Origin of the sequence: Vibrio jasicida 090810c (assembly GCF_002887615.1) — a bacterium.
GTDB lineage: Bacteria > Pseudomonadota > Gammaproteobacteria > Enterobacterales > Vibrionaceae > Vibrio > Vibrio jasicida.
On the sequence record NZ_CP025792.1, the window covers coordinates 1960040 to 1975979 of the forward strand.

Annotated in this window: 17 protein-coding genes and 1 pseudogene; 11 read left to right on the forward strand and 7 right to left on the reverse strand. The window is 45.8% G+C overall.

Annotated elements, in window-relative coordinates; genetic code table 11:
• Positions 1 to 5: 5 nt before the first annotated feature.
• From rplC to rpmE, 3 genes are all read right to left on the reverse strand, one after another.
• Positions 6 to 635, reverse strand: coding sequence for a 50S ribosomal protein L3 (gene rplC / locus C1S73_RS09245; protein ID WP_005435072.1), 630 nt, complete (start codon positions 633 to 635; stop codon positions 6 to 8).
• Between the two features lie 14 nt (positions 636 to 649).
• Positions 650 to 961, reverse strand: a complete 312-nt coding sequence (rpsJ, locus tag C1S73_RS09250) for a 30S ribosomal protein S10 (RefSeq protein WP_004410492.1) — start codon at positions 959 to 961, stop codon at positions 650 to 652.
• Positions 962 to 1418: 457 nt separating this feature from the next.
• On the reverse strand, positions 1419 to 1637 hold the full coding sequence (gene rpmE / locus C1S73_RS09255; RefSeq protein ID WP_010445294.1) for a 50S ribosomal protein L31: 219 nt from the start codon (positions 1635 to 1637) through the stop codon (positions 1419 to 1421).
• A 296-nt stretch (positions 1638 to 1933) separates the two neighbouring features.
• Here rpmE and priA point away from each other — a divergent pair, with 296 nt between their 5' ends.
• The 7 genes and pseudogenes from priA to rraA all read left to right on the forward strand — a co-directional run bounded on the left by priA (position 1934) and on the right by rraA (position 10086).
• Positions 1934 to 4135 (forward strand): primosomal protein N', encoded by a 2202-nt coding sequence (gene priA / locus C1S73_RS09260; RefSeq protein WP_038864898.1) that lies wholly within the window; start codon positions 1934 to 1936, stop codon positions 4133 to 4135.
• A gap of 206 nt (positions 4136 to 4341) precedes the next feature.
• On the forward strand, positions 4342 to 5349 hold the full coding sequence (gene cytR, locus C1S73_RS09265; RefSeq protein WP_038864897.1) for a DNA-binding transcriptional regulator CytR: 1008 nt from the start codon (positions 4342 to 4344) through the stop codon (positions 5347 to 5349).
• A gap of 151 nt (positions 5350 to 5500) precedes the next feature.
• Positions 5501 to 6053 (forward strand): annotated as a pseudogene (locus C1S73_RS09270) (SPOR domain-containing protein).
• Between the two features lie 115 nt (positions 6054 to 6168).
• Entirely contained in the window at positions 6169 to 6720 is a 552-nt protein-coding gene (hslV, locus tag C1S73_RS09275; protein WP_038864894.1) for an ATP-dependent protease subunit HslV, read from the forward strand.
• A gap of 29 nt (positions 6721 to 6749) precedes the next feature.
• Complete coding sequence (hslU, locus tag C1S73_RS09280; protein ID WP_038864892.1) at positions 6750 to 8081, forward strand: HslU--HslV peptidase ATPase subunit; 1332 nt, start codon at positions 6750 to 6752, stop codon at positions 8079 to 8081.
• Between the two features lie 478 nt (positions 8082 to 8559).
• The gene (locus C1S73_RS09285) at positions 8560 to 9477 is read left to right on the forward strand and encodes a 1,4-dihydroxy-2-naphthoate polyprenyltransferase (RefSeq protein ID WP_038864890.1); all 918 of its coding nucleotides are present in this window, start codon (positions 8560 to 8562) and stop codon (positions 9475 to 9477) included.
• 75 nt (positions 9478 to 9552) lie between these two features.
• A complete protein-coding gene (rraA, locus tag C1S73_RS09290; protein WP_038864888.1) occupies positions 9553 to 10086 on the forward strand; it encodes a ribonuclease E activity regulator RraA in 534 nt (177 codons plus the stop codon).
• Between the two features lie 81 nt (positions 10087 to 10167).
• Here rraA and zapB read toward each other — a convergent pair whose 3' ends face one another.
• Entirely contained in the window at positions 10168 to 10410 is a 243-nt protein-coding gene (zapB, locus tag C1S73_RS09295; protein ID WP_038864886.1) for a cell division protein ZapB, read from the reverse strand.
• A 345-nt stretch (positions 10411 to 10755) separates the two neighbouring features.
• Here zapB and glpX point away from each other — a divergent pair, with 345 nt between their 5' ends.
• From glpX to C1S73_RS09315, 3 genes are all read left to right on the forward strand, one after another.
• Positions 10756 to 11763 (forward strand): class II fructose-bisphosphatase, encoded by a 1008-nt coding sequence (glpX, locus tag C1S73_RS09305; protein ID WP_038864885.1) that lies wholly within the window; start codon positions 10756 to 10758, stop codon positions 11761 to 11763.
• Between the two features lie 145 nt (positions 11764 to 11908).
• Positions 11909 to 12523, forward strand: a complete 615-nt coding sequence (locus tag C1S73_RS09310; RefSeq protein WP_038864883.1) for a helix-turn-helix transcriptional regulator — start codon at positions 11909 to 11911, stop codon at positions 12521 to 12523.
• Positions 12524 to 12643: 120 nt separating this feature from the next.
• On the forward strand, positions 12644 to 13006 hold the full coding sequence (locus tag C1S73_RS09315) for a DUF3135 domain-containing protein (RefSeq protein ID WP_095760138.1): 363 nt from the start codon (positions 12644 to 12646) through the stop codon (positions 13004 to 13006).
• Here the strand turns inward: C1S73_RS09315 and C1S73_RS09320 are convergent.
• From C1S73_RS09320 to C1S73_RS09330, 3 genes are all read right to left on the reverse strand, one after another.
• Complete coding sequence (locus C1S73_RS09320; RefSeq protein WP_081634733.1) at positions 13003 to 13290, reverse strand: GIY-YIG nuclease family protein; 288 nt, start codon at positions 13288 to 13290, stop codon at positions 13003 to 13005. The genes C1S73_RS09315 and C1S73_RS09320 overlap by 4 nt on opposite strands.
• A 226-nt stretch (positions 13291 to 13516) precedes the next feature.
• Positions 13517 to 13939, reverse strand: coding sequence for a DUF805 domain-containing protein (locus tag C1S73_RS09325; protein ID WP_038864882.1), 423 nt, complete (start codon positions 13937 to 13939; stop codon positions 13517 to 13519).
• 63 nt (positions 13940 to 14002) lie between these two features.
• The gene (locus C1S73_RS09330) at positions 14003 to 14350 is read right to left on the reverse strand and encodes a 5-carboxymethyl-2-hydroxymuconate Delta-isomerase (protein ID WP_005428160.1); all 348 of its coding nucleotides are present in this window, start codon (positions 14348 to 14350) and stop codon (positions 14003 to 14005) included.
• A gap of 515 nt (positions 14351 to 14865) precedes the next feature.
• Here C1S73_RS09330 and tpiA point away from each other — a divergent pair.
• A complete protein-coding gene (tpiA, locus tag C1S73_RS09335; RefSeq protein WP_038864880.1) occupies positions 14866 to 15636 on the forward strand; it encodes a triose-phosphate isomerase in 771 nt (256 codons plus the stop codon).
• Positions 15637 to 15940: the final 304 nt, after the last annotated feature.

The window sequence follows — 15940 nt, forward strand, 5'->3', positions numbered from 1 at the left end:
AGACGTTATGCTTTAACAGCTGGTTTAACGATCACGTTGCCACCTGTTGAGCCTGGTACTGCACCTTTAATAAGAAGCAGATTGCGCTCAGCGTCAACACGTACGATCTCTAGGTTTTGAGTCGTTACACGCTCAGCACCCATGTGACCTGCCATTTTCTTGCCTTTAAATACGCGACCTGGAGTTTGACATTGGCCAATTGAACCCGGTGCACGGTGAGACAATGAGTTACCGTGAGTCATATCTTGAGTACGGAAGTTCCAACGCTTAACAGCGCCTTGGAAGCCCTTACCTTTAGATGTACCAGTAACGTCTACTTTCTTAGTTTCGTTGAATAGTTCAACTGTTAGCTCAGCGCCAACTGCGAACTCTTCACCGTTTTCCAAACGGAATTCCCAAAGACCGCGACCAGCTTCAACGCCAGCTTTAGCAAAGTGACCTGCTTCAGCTTTGTTTACACGGTTAGCTTTCTTAGAACCAGCAGTTACCTGAATTGCTGCGTAGCCGTCTGTCTCAAGAGTTTTAACTTGAGAAACACGGTTTGCTTCAACTTCAACAACTGTTACTGGGATAGAAACGCCGTCTTCAGTAAATACGCGGGTCATGCCCACTTTACGACCGATTAGACCAATCATTCTTCTAATCTCCCTTAACCTAGGCTAATTTGAACGTCAACGCCCGCAGCAAGGTCTAGACGCATTAGAGCATCAACAGTTTTGTCTGTTGGCTCAACGATGTCGATTAGACGCTTGTGAGTACGAATTTCGTACTGGTCACGTGCTTTCTTGTTAACGTGTGGAGAGATAAGAACTGTGAAACGCTCTTTACGAGTTGGCAGTGGGATTGGACCACGAACCTGTGCGCCAGTGCGCTTAGCTGTTTCAACGATTTCCGCTGTAGAAGCGTCGATTAGTTTGTAATCGAATGCTTTTAGGCGGATACGGATACGTTGGTTCTGCATGAGACAGAGCTCCAATATTAAAAATTACACAAACAATATCGCCACTCAAACTCGTTAAGACGAGAGAATGCCGATTGATTTATGTGAAACCGTAGCGTCCAAGATTAGGACACATTGTCAGTTAATTTTCGATTAACTACCCCTACATACCAGAGTCACGTCTGGGGATAGTTTTTCCGAAGAAAAGATAGCTAATTGTATTAACCGCGAACATAAGCTGAGTCTACATTACCTCGTAAATCCGAAGATTTACTCGCTCCTCATTGCTCATTGGTTCACAACTGGCTTAACCAGTGCGACGCATTATACAGATCACACTTTAGGATGCAAGACCTGAGTGAAAAATAATCGAACAAAATTTAACCGCTCGATTTATCCTTCAGTTTTTGCTTTCGCCATAAACAAAAAGGACGCCGTAGCGTCCTTTTTTAAACAGGAATGATAATAGCGCTGGCTATTACTTCTTGCTTGATAGTGCACCGAAACGCTTGTTGAAGCGATCAACACGGCCGCCTGTATCAACGATACGTTGCTTACCAGTGTAGAATGGGTGACACTTGTCACATACGTCTAGGTGGATAGATTCCTTCGCTAGAGTAGATTTGAACTCAAAAGAGTTGCCGCAAGAACAAGTAGCAGTTACTGCTTTGTATTCTGGGTGGATACCAGCTTTCATGGGATAACCTCAATAGTAGGCCGTGTCGCTATACGAGTCTAAGCCGCACACCACACGTAATTAATAATAGAAATGAGTACCGCATCGGCCAATTGCCGAAGCCATATCTCAAGGCGCAGTATAGTAATGAATCACTTTGCTGGGATCAACACATTTGGCAACTTTTTCGCCACTTTTTTCACCAGTACGTATGTACTGAAGGCTTTCTGCCGCCTTATTTGAGGTTTACTCGAATTTCGCCGAGGGTTTTAATAGACTATACCCTCTTCTTCCCTCTTTTATATAGTTAAGATTCTATGCGCCCATCCATCGCTAGAGTGGCACTGCCGGTCCCACTCGACAAACAGTTCGATTACGTCATTCCTGGGCATCTCTTTCCGCTCATTGGGGGAAGAGTATCTGTTCCTTTTGGCCGACAGACCCTTGTTGGTGTAGTCACAGCGATGGTGAACCATTCTGACTTTCCTAAAGAGCAACTTAAGCCAATCAAAGCCGTATTAGATGCTCAACCGCTATGGCCAGAGAATTTATATTCCTTGCTCACATGGTGCAGTTACTTTTATCAATACCCTCTCGGCGATACCTTACACAATGCAATGCCGGCGGCGCTACGTAAAGGGAAGCCAGCGGACTTCGCAACGCTGCAAGAATGGCAGCTCACCGAATCAGGTAAAAATAAATTAATGCAAGGCTTGGGAAGAGCGGTTAAACAGCAGCGCGCATTGCAGATGTTAGTTGATGGCGCAGTTCCGCATCAAGAGTTCATCGACCAAGAAATTCCCTCAACAGTGCTAAAGACCTTGGAAGAAAAGGGCTGGGTTGAGCGCATAGAGAAAAAGCCGACTATCACCAAATGGGGTAATCACGTTGAGCGCGATGTTGAAAAGCCCAAGGTTAATCATGAGCAGGCGCTTGCGATTGCCAGTGTGAATAGCCAAACCGGGTTTGCTTGCTATTTATTAGAAGGGGTAACGGGATCTGGTAAGACTGAAGTTTACCTGAACCTGATAAAGCCTGTACTCGAGAAAGGCAAGCAGGCACTCGTTCTCGTACCTGAGATTGGTCTAACACCACAAACCATTAACCGCTTTAAACACCGTTTTAATGTTCCTGTTGATGTGATTCATTCTGGATTGAATGATACCGAGCGGCTCAATGCGTGGCTTTCTGCAAGAGACAAAGCCGCCGGCATCATTATTGGAACCCGCTCGGCCCTGCTCACACCTTTTGCCGATCTCGGTATTATTATTGTCGATGAAGAGCACGATGCATCTTACAAGCAACAAGACAGTCTGCGTTACCACGCTCGTGATGTCGCCGTGATGCGCGCCCATAAAGAGCAAGTACCTATTGTGCTTGGTTCTGCAACCCCTGCTTTGGAAACGCTGCACAACGCACTTACGGGGAAATATCATCATCTGACCCTGACACAACGTGCTGGTTCAGCGGTTCCGACCACGAATAAAGTCCTCGATGTCAAAGGGCTGTATTTGGACAGCGGCTTATCGGCTCCTCTAATTGCTGAAATGCGCAAGCACCTAAAAGCAGGCAACCAAGTGATGTTGTTCTTGAACCGTCGTGGCTTCTCGCCTGCACTCATGTGTCATGAGTGTGGTTGGATTGCGGAATGTAAACGTTGCGATGCGTACTATACCTTCCATCAATACAGTAACGAGATTCGCTGCCATCATTGCGGCTCACAACAACCTGTAATTCATCAATGTCAGGGCTGCGGTTCGACCCAGCTTGTGACGGTTGGCGTGGGAACCGAACAACTTGAGTTGCAACTGGCCGAGCTTTTCCCTGAATACAAAGCCATTCGTATTGATAGAGACAGCACGCGCCGCAAAGGCAGTTTAGAAGATGCGCTTGAATCAATTCGTAAAGGCGAATACCAAATTCTGATTGGAACGCAGATGTTGGCGAAAGGCCACCACTTCCCTAACGTCACCCTTGTTGCACTATTGGATGTCGATGGCTCTCTATATAGTAGCGACTTCCGCGCCTCCGAAAGGCTCGCCCAGCTATTTATTCAGGTTGCAGGCCGAGCTGGCCGAGCTAGCAAGCCTGGTGAAGTGATACTTCAAACTCACCACCCCGAGCACAGCTTGTTGCAAGCCCTTCTACATAAAGACTACCGACACTTTGCTATGACGGCATTGGAAGAACGCAAATTAGCTCAACTGCCACCATATAGCTTTTTAACGCTGTTTAAAGCCGAAGCGAACCAAAGTGAAATTGTCGAGGATTTCCTTCGTCAGGTGCGTTTTACTCTTGAATCACATCCGCTATTCGATGATTCCTGCATGGTGCTGGGGCCAACGCCTTCACCACTTGCTAAACGTGCAGGTAAGTATCGCTGGCAGTTACTTTTGCAAACTCAGCATCGCTCATTGATGCAAAAGTTATTAACCAGTGCCAAACCTGCTATTGAGTTGTTGCCAAATGCCAAGAAAGTTCGCTGGAATTTAGACATAGAGCCACAAGATCTCAGCTAGCAAACGTTTAACCATGTAATGAATTGCCTTTTAATGTGAGTAAAATCACAATAGGATTGCAATTTTTGTTAAACAGACCGTAACTTTACCTTTAGAAATGAATAGACTATTCAAATTAGTAAAGTCTAAAGTGGATCAGTCACATAGGCTTCAATTAGAACAATGACAAACGTCACCTTGGCGAATATTTTAAGAGGGTAAAAACTATGGCGACAATGAAGGATGTTGCCCAGCTTGCAGGGGTATCTACTGCGACAGTATCACGAGCATTAATGAATCCAGAAAAAGTCTCTTCTTCAACAAGAAAGAGAGTGGAAGATGCCGTACTAGAAGCTGGTTATTCACCAAATTCATTAGCTCGTAACTTACGAAGAAATGAATCAAAAACCATTGTCACTATCGTTCCGGATATTTGCGATCCGTACTTCTCAGAGATCATTCGCGGTATCGAAGATGCAGCGATGGAACATGGCTATCTGGTTCTGCTTGGCGATAGCGGTCAACAAAAGAAACGTGAGAGCTCATTTGTAAACTTGGTCTTCACCAAACAAGCCGACGGTATGTTGCTGTTGGGTACAGACTTACCCTTTGACGTCAGCAAGCCTGAGCAAAAGAACCTACCACCTATGGTGATGGCCTGTGAGTTTGCCCCTGAGTTGGAGTTACCAACCGTTCATATCGATAACCTGACTTCAGCGTTTGAAGCGGTGAACTACCTAACGCAACTTGGTCATAAACGCATCGCGCAAATCTCTGGCCCGGACACTGCAGTACTTTGCCAATTCCGTCAGCAAGGTTATCAACAAGCGTTGCGTCGCGCAGGCATCAATAAAGAACCACAATACAGTGTGATTGCAGATTTCTCCTTTGAAGGTGGCGTACAAGCCGTTCGTAAACTGCTTGAATTGCCAGAGCCTCCAACGGCACTCTTCTGTCACTGTGACACCATGGCGATTGGAGCTATTCAAGAAGCAAAGCGTCTTGGTCTGCGTATCCCACAGGATTTGTCTATTGTCGGCTTTGATGACATTCAGTTCGCGCAATACTGCGATCCACCACTGACCACCATTTCTCAACCTCGTTACGAGATTGGTCGCCAAGCGATGCTGATGATGCTAGAGCTACTTAAAGGCCATGATGTACATGCTGGCTCTCGACTGCTCGACACTAAGCTTGTCGTGCGAGGTAGTGCTGCGCCTCCACCATTACGATAAGCAACGCAAGACTCCCCAAGCGACGCATTTAGCGTCGCTTTTTATTCTCAACTTTCCTGCACGTAACTAACAAGATTACACGAATAGGGTGTTTTATCTTTTCAATCTGGATTAACATATTTGCCAGAATCCTTGATGACCTGAAGTAACCGTGGCAAATAGAGATTATGTAAGACGCGGACGCGGCGCTCCGAAAAAGTCTGCAAAAAAAACAACCTTCAAGAAAAAAACCTTGGCGTAGTGGTCTACTGGCAATTTTGCTCGTGGGCGGTTTTGGCTATGGGCTGTATTTATTAAGTTCAGATCCTGAGCCGGAAAAAACAGTGGTTGTTGAAACACCAACAACAAATACCACCAGCAAGCCAAAGCCGAAGAAAGACATTCCACCTCCACCGGAAGAGAAGTGGGAATACGTCGATACGCTTCCAAAACGTGAAGTCGAAGTCGTCGCCAAAGAAATTCAGGTATCCAAAGTCCCTTACGTTATGCAATGCGGCGCTTACAAGAACCAAAGCCAAGCAGAAGAGCGTAAGTTAGCGATCGCCTTCCAAGGCATGACAAGCCGAGTAATCAAAAAAGACGGCAGCTCTTGGTATCGTGTTGTACTTGGCCCATACAAGTTCAAACGTGAAGCAGAGAAAGATCGCCACAAATTGCAACGCGCGAAGATCGAGCCTTGTGCGATTTGGAAAGAGAATCTTTAAACACTGGCCCTAGGAGCTAAGATCCTAGGGCCTTTCTTTTCGCCCCCTTGAATCCCCCACTCACTTACCCCATATACTTAATTAAATCCAAAGAGAAATAATTAAGAGGTCGACTGTGACTACCATTGTATCTGTACGTCGAAACAATAAAGTCGTCATCGCGGGTGATGGCCAAGTGTCGCTAGGCAATACCGTAATGAAAGGCAATGCGCGTAAAGTTCGCCGCCTATACAACAACCAAGTACTTGCCGGTTTTGCTGGCGGTACCGCGGATGCCTTCACCCTATTCGAACGCTTCGAAAGCAAACTGCAAATGCACCAAGGCCACCTAACTAAGGCAGCAGTGGAACTTGCAAAAGACTGGCGTAGCGACCGTGCACTTCGCAAACTAGAAGCGCTGTTAGCCGTAGCGGATGAAACGGCTTCACTTATCATCACAGGTAACGGTGACGTAGTTCAGCCAGAGAACGACCTGATTGCCATTGGCTCTGGCGGCGCATACGCACAAGCAGCAGCAACCGCACTATTAGAAAACACAGACCTAGACGCACGCGAAATTGCAGAGAAAGCACTGAACATCGCTGGCGACATCTGTGTATTCACCAACCATAATCACACTGTAGAAGAACTAGAATCTACAGTAGAGCTTCCTAAGCCAACGGCTTAAGCGTAATCGTAACGAAGTAAGGAAAGAATATGTCTGAAATGACTCCTCGCGAAATCGTTCATGAACTGAACCGCCACATCATTGGTCAAGAGAAAGCAAAACGTTCGGTTGCGATTGCCCTACGTAACCGCTGGCGTCGCATGCAGCTTGAAGAAAGCTTGCGTGTAGAAGTGACACCCAAAAATATCCTAATGATTGGTCCTACTGGTGTAGGTAAAACGGAGATTGCTCGCCGTCTTGCCAAACTGGCTAATGCACCATTCATCAAAGTCGAAGCAACCAAATTCACCGAAGTGGGTTATGTTGGTAAAGAAGTCGAAACCATCATCCGCGATCTTACCGATGTTGCAGTGAAGATGACACACCAGCAAGCGATGGAAAAAGTAAAATTCCGCGCTGAAGAGCAAGCAGAAGAGCGCGTTTTAGATGCCCTATTGCCACCAGCGCGTGATGCTTGGGGTCAATCTGAGCAAAAAGAAGACACATCGAACACCCGCCAAATCTTCCGTAAAAAACTGCGTGAAGGCCAGTTAGATGACAAAGAAATCGACATCGACGTAGCAGCACCGCAAATGGGTGTGGAGATCATGGCGCCTCCTGGTATGGAAGAAATGACCAACCAGCTACAAGGTATGTTCCAAAACCTTGCTGGCGACACGAAGAAGAAACGCAAGCTGAAAATCAAAGACGCGATGAAAGCGTTGGCAGAAGAAGAAGCAGCGAAGCTGGTAAACCAAGAAGAGCTGAAAGAGTCTGCGATTTTCAACGTCGAGAACAACGGTATCGTGTTCATCGACGAAATCGACAAGATTTGTAAGCGCGGCGAAAGCTCTGGCCCTGACGTATCTCGTGAAGGTGTTCAGCGTGACCTACTACCGTTAATCGAAGGTAGCACCGTATCAACTAAGCACGGCATGGTGAAAACAGACCACATCCTATTTGTGGCATCTGGTGCATTCCAAGTCGCGAAGCCTTCTGACTTGATTCCAGAACTGCAAGGTCGCCTGCCTATTCGTGTAGAGCTAGAAGCACTAACCAGTAACGATTTCAAACGTATCCTTACTGAGCCAAAAGCATCTCTGACTGAACAATACGTTGCGCTAATGAAAACAGAAAGCGTGGATGTAGAATTCACTGAAGACGGCATCACTCAAATCGCAGAAGCGGCATGGACCGTGAACGAAACTACTGAGAACATTGGTGCGCGTCGTCTGCATACCGTGATGGAACGTTTGATGGATGAGATTTCTTACGACGCGACTGAAAAAGCGGGTGAGAAGTTCGTCATTGATGCGGCTTACGTGAAAAACCGCCTAGGTGACACGATTGAAGATGAAGATCTAAGCCGCTTCATTCTGTAATAAGCCCAGTATAGAGACCAAAGCCCAGAACTATGCTTCTGGGCTTTTTCGTTTCGAATAACGGTTACTTTAGCAAGCTCTAAACCAAAAAAGTTCGTCATCCTAGCGAGCTCAAGCGAGACTAAGGTTCTAGTAACAACGCACTCCAACTCTTCAGCATTGACCTTAAATCAAAGCGCAAACGAACAATAGATTCTGAATCACCTCGTCCCTCGTTGTTCAAAATGGCGGTTTACTTTAAGAAGCTCTAAACCAAAAAAGCTCGTCATCCTTGCGAGCTTTGGCGAGACTGAGGATCTAATAGCAGCGCGCACTACACCATTCTGTTTTTAAAAGAGCCCCGCTTTATTCCCTCAAATATGAAAACTGTGTTCCTTACTTGTAACCCTTTGACTCTTAATTGACTTGCTTTAGGTCAATAGCGTATCTGTCGCTTTGTGCTTATACTGGGCACATTGGTTACTAGCACGAAATATCCATGAAACAATCTCTAAAGATCTGGCTTGAAGCCGCGCGTCCTAAAACATTACCGCTTGCACTGGTATCAATTTTGACCGGTAGCGTACTCGCCTATTCAGCGGGACACTTTTCTCTGACCATTGCCATCATGGCTTTCGTCACAGCTACGTTACTGCAAATACTATCTAACCTTGCCAATGATTATGGCGATGCAGTCCAAGGTACAGATAATGACAACCGCTTGGGCCCTCAGCGCGCGATGCAGTCTGGCGCCGTAACTGCCGCTCAGATGAAAATGGCGATCATCTTTAATATCGTTCTGACCGCGATTGCAGGCCTTACTTTGGTGTTTTACGCACTGAGTTCTTTTGAAAGCATCATTACTTTTATCGGCCTAGGCATTCTTGCCATTATCGCGGCGATCGCTTACACAATGGGTAGTAAGCCTTACGGCTACGTCGGCTTGGGCGACCTGTCTGTCTTCATCTTCTTTGGTTTACTTGGCGTATCCGGTACCTACTTCCTGCATACCGGTCATGTGGATGCGACATTGTTCTTACCAGCATTAGGCTGCGGTTTGTTAGCCGTAGCAGTGCTGAACATCAACAACATGCGTGACATTGAGAACGACAGCGAATGTGGTAAACGCACGATGGCAGTTCGACTTGGTCAACGTAAAGCAAAGCAATACCACTTCATCTTACTCGGTGGCGCCCTACTCGCCTTTGCGGCTTATTTACTTATTCAAGACAAGCCGGTTTGGATCAGCTTACCCTTCCTGCTAAGCATCTACGTGGTAGCGAATCATGGCAAAGCAGTTTGGGATACCGAAAAACCCGCACAAATTGCCCCAATGATGCCCGTTGTTGTGAAGTGCTCGCTCGTTACTAACGTTTTATTTGCAACAGTTGTGGTAGCTCAAACTCTGATGAGTTAAAAAGGGATTGTCATTGCATTGACTTAATGCCTAGATATACTCAAAGACAACAGTTTCTGTTTAGAAAGGTACGCTATGGAATACAATACCTCAGCACTCTGTGATATCTATCTTGATCAGGTAGATGTAGTTGAACCGATGTTCAGTAACTTTGGCGGCCGCGCGTCGTTTGCCGGGCAAGTGACGACGGTTAAGTGCTTTGAAGACAACGCACTGATCCGCGAAACGCTAGAACAAGACGGAATCGGGCGAGTATTGTTGATCGACGGCGGAGGGTCCCTACGCAGAGCCTTAATCGATGCAGAAATCGCAACCCTTGCAGAAGAAAATGAATGGGAAGGCATTGTCGTTTACGGTTGTGTCCGTGAAGTGGATGAACTAGAAGACATGAACCTTGGCATTCAAGCGCTCGCTTCTATTCCTGTTGGCGCTGCTAACCAAGGCGTTGGTGAAATCGATGTTCCAGTAAACTTTGGTGGTGTTAGCTTCCTACCGGAAGATTACATCTATGCAGATAGCACTGGCATTATTCTTTCTCCAGAACCGCTCAATATCGACCTCGAGTTGGATGACGATGAAGAGGAAGAAGATGAGGGAAGGTTAAACTAACCTAACGCCATTTACGGCTACTAGCCAAATACGCAAACACCCGCCGAAGCGGGTGTTTTTGATTCTGGATACTTAAGTGGATTATTCCACTTCGTCCATCTTGCCAAGTAGTGCACGAATGCGCTCTTGCCACTGAGCGTGCTCTTGTTGAGCTTGCTGAGATTTTTGCTCAAGCTCTTCACGTTGAGAACGCATTTCGTTAGCTTCAGCTTCTAATTTCACTTTGTCTTCTTTCAGCTCTTCTACTTCCATCTGAAGAAGAGTGATTGTGTCAACTGCAGTTTGAATTTTCGCTTCTAGTTTTTCTAGTACTTCAAAAGACATCTTGGCCTACCTATTGTTATTCCGTGGGACGATGGCGAGCGTTCGCTTGCACCTTACCTATGAGGTTCATTCTACTCAGCGTAGCGATGAGAAACACTTACTATATTCGATATTTTGCATCATTCGGTTAAAAAATCGGCGCAATCTCACTAAACGCTGACTTTTCTTATCCTAGAAGCATTTTTGAGCAATGTATTTTCCCATCACTACCCCATAAACTCACCCAAGTATTGATCAAATTCAACTTAGTTAAAGTAAAAGCTCAGCAAAAAGGCAAACGTTTAACTGACGATGTGATAAAATCGCCGCGCAAATTATTCTTCCCTCTTGTTACTTGGAGACATCATGAAACGCGATTTAGCAATGGCATTTTCCCGTGTTACTGAAGGTGCCGCTTTGGCTGGTTACAAATGGCTTGGCCGTGGCGACAAAAACGCAGCGGATGGTGCTGCTGTTGAAGTAATGCGCACCCTGCTGAACAAAACAGACATCAGTGGTGAAATCGTTATTGGTGAAGGTGAGATCGATGATGCACCAATGCTGTACATCGGTGAACAAGTGGGTATTGGTGGCGACGAAGTCGATATCGCTGTCGACCCAATCGAAGGTACTCGCATGACCGCAATGGGTCAATCTAACGCACTAGCAGTATTGGCAGCGGGTGAGAAAGGCAGCTTCCTTAAAGCACCAGACATGTACATGGAAAAACTGGTTGTCGGTCCTGGCGCTAAAGGTGTTATCGACCTAGGTAAGCCACTTAAAGAAAACCTAGAAAACGTAGCAAAAGCACTGAATAAACCTCTTGATACGCTAGTCGTTATTACGCTTGCGAAGCCTCGTCACGATGAAGTGATCGCAGAGATGCAAACCATGGGCGTTCGCGTATTCGCAGTGCCAGACGGCGACGTAGCCGCTTCAATCCTAACTTGTATGCCAGACAGCGAAGTAGACATGATGTACTGCATCGGCGGCGCACCAGAAGGCGTCGTATCTGCAGCGGTAATTCGTGCACTAGACGGTGACATGCATGGTCGTCTTCTTCCTCGTCATGAAGTAAAAGGCGATACGGAAGAAAACCGCATCTATGGCTCAGCTGAACTACAACGCTGTGAAGAGATGGGTGTAAAAGCAAACGTAGTATTGAAGATGGAAGACATGGCGCGCAGCGACAACGTAGTCTTCTCTGCAACGGGGATTACGAAAGGCGACCTGCTAGAAGGCATCTCTCGCCAAGGCAATATCGCAACAACAGAAACTCTGTTGATCCGTGGCCGTTGTCGTACTATTCGTCGCATCAAGTCTACGCACTACCTAGAGCGTAAAGATCCAGAAGTACGCGATATTATTCTTTAATCTCGACGTAGATTGATTCCCAAGGGTTGGCTAAGTGCCAACCCTTTTGTTTGTGATTCAACAAATCCACACACAAATTAAGTCAACACTTTTCTTTACTAACCCTATCGCGCATAATATGTACTGACGTATAAATGGTGGGTATATGAAAACCGTAGATAGGATTTTGCAAATCGTTAAGCGTGATGGCTCTGTCACAGCGAAACAACTCTCTTCTGAACTGGGTATGACAACCATGGGTGCGCGTCAGCATCTGCAAGGTTTGGAAGATGACGGCATCCTGTCGATTCATGATGTAAAAGTCAAAGTGGGTCGCCCTGCCCGCCATTGGTCTCTGACCCAAAAAGGTCATGAGCAATTTGCCGATCGTCATGGTGAACTGACCATTCAATTTATCGAAGCCGTAGAGCACATCTTCGGTAAAGACGGATTGGAGAAAGTCACGTCTGAGCGCGAGAAACTCACCTTACAAAACTACCAACAACATCTTGAGCAGTGTGACTCTCTAGAGAGCAAACTAAAGACACTGGTTACTCTGCGTGAACAAGAAGGCTACATGGCAGAACTAGAACAAGATGAACATGGGTTTATCCTCATCGAAAACCACTGCCCTATTTGCAAAGCCGCGACTCGCTGCCCAAGCTTGTGCCAATCTGAGCTTAACGTCTTCCAGTCACTTCTCGGCAGTGACACAAAAATAAAGCGCGATGAGCACATCATCAGTGGCCAGCGTCGCTGCGTGTACCGCATTCAAGCCTAGTATTTCGACTCTCCTCCACTTTATTATGAACATACGCTCTTATTAATGAGACGATGTTGTAATTCTTTCTATCTCCGTTTCTGCATGGATTAAGCTTTTAGTAACTAGGAGCAACATCCAATGGATTTGGAGATAGCCATGCCAAACACCCACAAACCGCAAGTTTTACCCTCATTCGATGAAATGATAAAAATGGCGGAACGCGATCCCGAAGCCTTTGAACAATTCCGTCATGATATGGCGAAAGAGATGATTGAAGGAGCCTCAGAGCAGATGCAATCAAGGTTATGGGCGCAACAAAGCCACATAGATAGAGTAATCCACAACTGCAAAAACCCAAACCACGCCAATGTCGTGCTGATGAATGAACTACAGAAACAGGTCGTGAAATTTAGAGAAGCATTACAAGGGGAGTCTGCACCAACTCAAAAAGCCGATGTAGTTGAGTTGAGAAAGTTTAGAGATAGGGATGATTTCTATTAAAACTCATTGGATAAATCGAGAAAGTCAGGATTCGTTTTTCTCACTAAATCTAACTTCCACTCTCGCTTCCATTGTTTCAACTGCTTTTCTCGGTTTATGGCAGAAGCCATGCCTTCGAACAGCTCAAAGTAAACGAGCTTATGAACGTTATACTTCTTCGTAAAACCCTCAACGACTCCGTTTTTATGCTGCCATATTCTTTGGGGCAGTTGACTGGTAACACCAATGTAGAGAACAGAGTTATTTTTTGAAGTTAGGATGTAAACGCAAGGTGTTTTGTCGATGGTTCACTCTCCTTAATGACTTATTGTTAGTTTCCTATTGTGATCCACCAGCAATAAGCTTACTTCAAACTCGGAGCACTCGGTGAGTAGATTCTGAATCACGCTCGTCCCTCGCTGTTCAGAATGACGGTTAATTTAGCTTACTATTAAATAAAAGAAATCCGTCATTTTAGCGAGCTCCAGCGAGACTAAGAATCTACGTCCAACGAGTTTGATACCCAGGACTTTACTTCGGCTCGGGACCGTAGTTGTTCTGACCTACCGTGCCTTTCAAGAAACCACACTCCACCAGAATCCACAGACCACAAATCAGAGAAATAGAAGCGATCATCATTTGCGGTGTCGATGGGTCTTGCGCTGCTGGATTCGTCATTGGCGTGGCAACTCGGCCAATGATCAACGGGATGTTTAACGCTAGCCAGTAAATCGACTTGTTACGGTCATGCCAGCGCTTAGTAGTGATCGCCAAATCTGGGATAAGAAGAATTAGCAGGAAGATAGGCAAAAGAATATAAGAGAACGCAGGGAATAACTTACTGATGCCAGCACCGAAGCCCAAGATCATGATGTAGTAGATGATATTCCACACCCAGTAAGTTTTACGGCCTATACGGCCCTGGAAAGAAAACAGTAATTCTTTAATCGACATCGAAACACTCAACATATTGAAAGTGCGACAACTCCTTGGCCGCACTACGTAAATCTAGTGTGTCTAATTTACCACCTTCTGGAAGCAATCAATATCCATATCTCGAACATTCACGGTCAAACTGCGAACATGGCTCGCTTGTTCTTGCAGTACTACCATCAGTGCTCTTGATAATTCCCGCTTCTGTTCTGGGCTTCTTCCCGCGAGCAAATCAAAGTTGATATGGATGAAATCAACACTATCGCCCTCTTCCCCTACCAGCCAGTTGTGGCAACGAAGCGCACGAGATTTGACGGACGCCAACTCGAACAAACCACTGTCTAAAGTCACTTTGTGTAGGTCTTCTAATAGGCCTTGAACATTCACACGCTCATCGACCGAGTTGGAATATTCTAAAACTAAGTTTGGCATTTTGATTCCTTTCTTATTACGGCTAACTTTTAACCCGTAGTAATACCAATCTAAACGGCAATTTCCGAGGAATGGACTATCATTCTGTCTACGCGATCACCAATCGATTGCTTTTGACAAAATTGATAGACCCAAATGACCTCAAGATACAGGGTCCAGAGCGTTGTCATTGATTCCCTGTTTACCGAAAAAGCAAGCTAGGAAAACAACGCAGCATCGGTTCCATGACACGCTCCCGAAGGGCGAGCGGCCTTGGTCTGCATACTTTGTTAACAATTTTTAATTTAGAACCACTAGATCTTCAAATTGTTGCCTCGCCTGCAAACCAAGTCATTCTCGCTGAACCTAGCATCTCGAGGTTACTTGGGTATAGAACAAATGCAGCACCGACCAGATGAAGAAAGCCGAATAAGACATGACGCCAATCATGATCTGTTCACATTATTCTGTTATATTCCTACGTAGATTTTTTACATTAATAGACTATTTACATTAAAGATAAGGGAGATATTCCTATGCGTCGTCCTGTAGTGATGGGTAACTGGAAACTAAACGGTAGCAAAGCAATGGTAACTGAGCTGCTAGCTGGTATTAACGCTGAACTTGAAGGCGTTGAAGGTGTTGACGTAGCAGTAGCTCCACCAGCTCTTTACATCGGTCTAGCTGAGTGTGTAATAGCAGAAGGTGATAACAAAGTTATCCTAGGCGCACAAAACACTGACCTAAACAACAGCGGTGCTTTCACTGGCGACATGTCTCCAGAAATGCTGAAAGACTTCGGTGCTTCTCACATCATCATCGGTCACTCAGAGCGTCGTGAATACCACAACGAATCTGACGAGTTCATCGCGAAGAAATTCAACTTCCTGAAAGAAAACGGTCTAACGCCTGTTTTCTGTATCGGTGAATCTGAAGCTCAAAACGAAGCTGGCGAAACTGAAGCAGTATGTGCACGTCAAATCAACGCAGTTATCGACACTTACGGTGTTGAAGCTCTAAACGGCGCAATCATCGCTTACGAACCAATCTGGGCTATCGGTACTGGTAAAGCAGCAACAGCTGAAGATGCACAACGCATCCACGCTTCTATCCGCGCACTAATCGCAGCGAAAGACGAAGCAGTTGCAGCACAAGTAATCATCCAATACGGCGGTTCTGTTAAGCCAGAAAACGCTGAAGCTTACTTCTCACAACCAGACATCGACGGTGCTCTAGTTGGCGGCGCTTCTCTAGACGCTAAGAGCTTCGTAGCTATCGCTAAAGCAGCGGCAGCAGCTAAAGCTTAATTTCGCTTTTTACTAAGCAGAAATAACAAAGGGATGCATTACGCGTCCCTTTTTGTTTACTCACAATCTACTCGATGAATTCTTTCATTCCAAAGAGCTTGAGTGACATTAGAAACCTTCTCCCTCTGCACATCCAACTCAACACAACCAAACAACAGACATAACCCCAAATAATCCCGTTATTCCGAGGAACCCAAGCAACATCAGGAATCTACTCTCCACATGTGTCAAACCCAAAGTTAAGTAACGAAAAACGACTTACATCAAAACAAAGAACTAAATCGCACTTCCGATTATTCCCACT

Bases quoted from the DNA above. Each gene is read 5' to 3' on its own strand.
- hslU (WP_038864892.1), top strand. From the start codon at position 6,750: ATGTCTGAAATGACTCCTCGCGAAATCGTTCATGAACTGAACCGCCAC.
- rpsJ (WP_004410492.1), bottom strand. From the start codon at position 961: ATGCAGAACCAACGTATCCGTATCCGCCTAAAAGCATTCGATTACAAA.
- C1S73_RS09310 (WP_038864883.1), top strand. From the start codon at position 11,909: ATGAAAACCGTAGATAGGATTTTGCAAATCGTTAAGCGTGATGGCTCT.
- tpiA (WP_038864880.1), top strand. From the start codon at position 14,866: ATGCGTCGTCCTGTAGTGATGGGTAACTGGAAACTAAACGGTAGCAAA.
- C1S73_RS09315 (WP_095760138.1), top strand. From the start codon at position 12,644: ATGGATTTGGAGATAGCCATGCCAAACACCCACAAACCGCAAGTTTTA.
- priA (WP_038864898.1), top strand. From the start codon at position 1,934: ATGCGCCCATCCATCGCTAGAGTGGCACTGCCGGTCCCACTCGACAAA.
- C1S73_RS09325 (WP_038864882.1), bottom strand. From the start codon at position 13,939: ATGTCGATTAAAGAATTACTGTTTTCTTTCCAGGGCCGTATAGGCCGT.
- rpmE (WP_010445294.1), bottom strand. From the start codon at position 1,637: ATGAAAGCTGGTATCCACCCAGAATACAAAGCAGTAACTGCTACTTGT.
- rraA (WP_038864888.1), top strand. From the start codon at position 9,553: ATGGAATACAATACCTCAGCACTCTGTGATATCTATCTTGATCAGGTA.
- cytR (WP_038864897.1), top strand. From the start codon at position 4,342: ATGGCGACAATGAAGGATGTTGCCCAGCTTGCAGGGGTATCTACTGCG.
- C1S73_RS09330 (WP_005428160.1), bottom strand. From the start codon at position 14,350: ATGCCAAACTTAGTTTTAGAATATTCCAACTCGGTCGATGAGCGTGTG.
- glpX (WP_038864885.1), top strand. From the start codon at position 10,756: ATGAAACGCGATTTAGCAATGGCATTTTCCCGTGTTACTGAAGGTGCC.
- zapB (WP_038864886.1), bottom strand. From the start codon at position 10,410: ATGTCTTTTGAAGTACTAGAAAAACTAGAAGCGAAAATTCAAACTGCA.
- rplC (WP_005435072.1), bottom strand. From the start codon at position 635: ATGATTGGTCTAATCGGTCGTAAAGTGGGCATGACCCGCGTATTTACT.
- C1S73_RS09285 (WP_038864890.1), top strand. From the start codon at position 8,560: ATGAAACAATCTCTAAAGATCTGGCTTGAAGCCGCGCGTCCTAAAACA.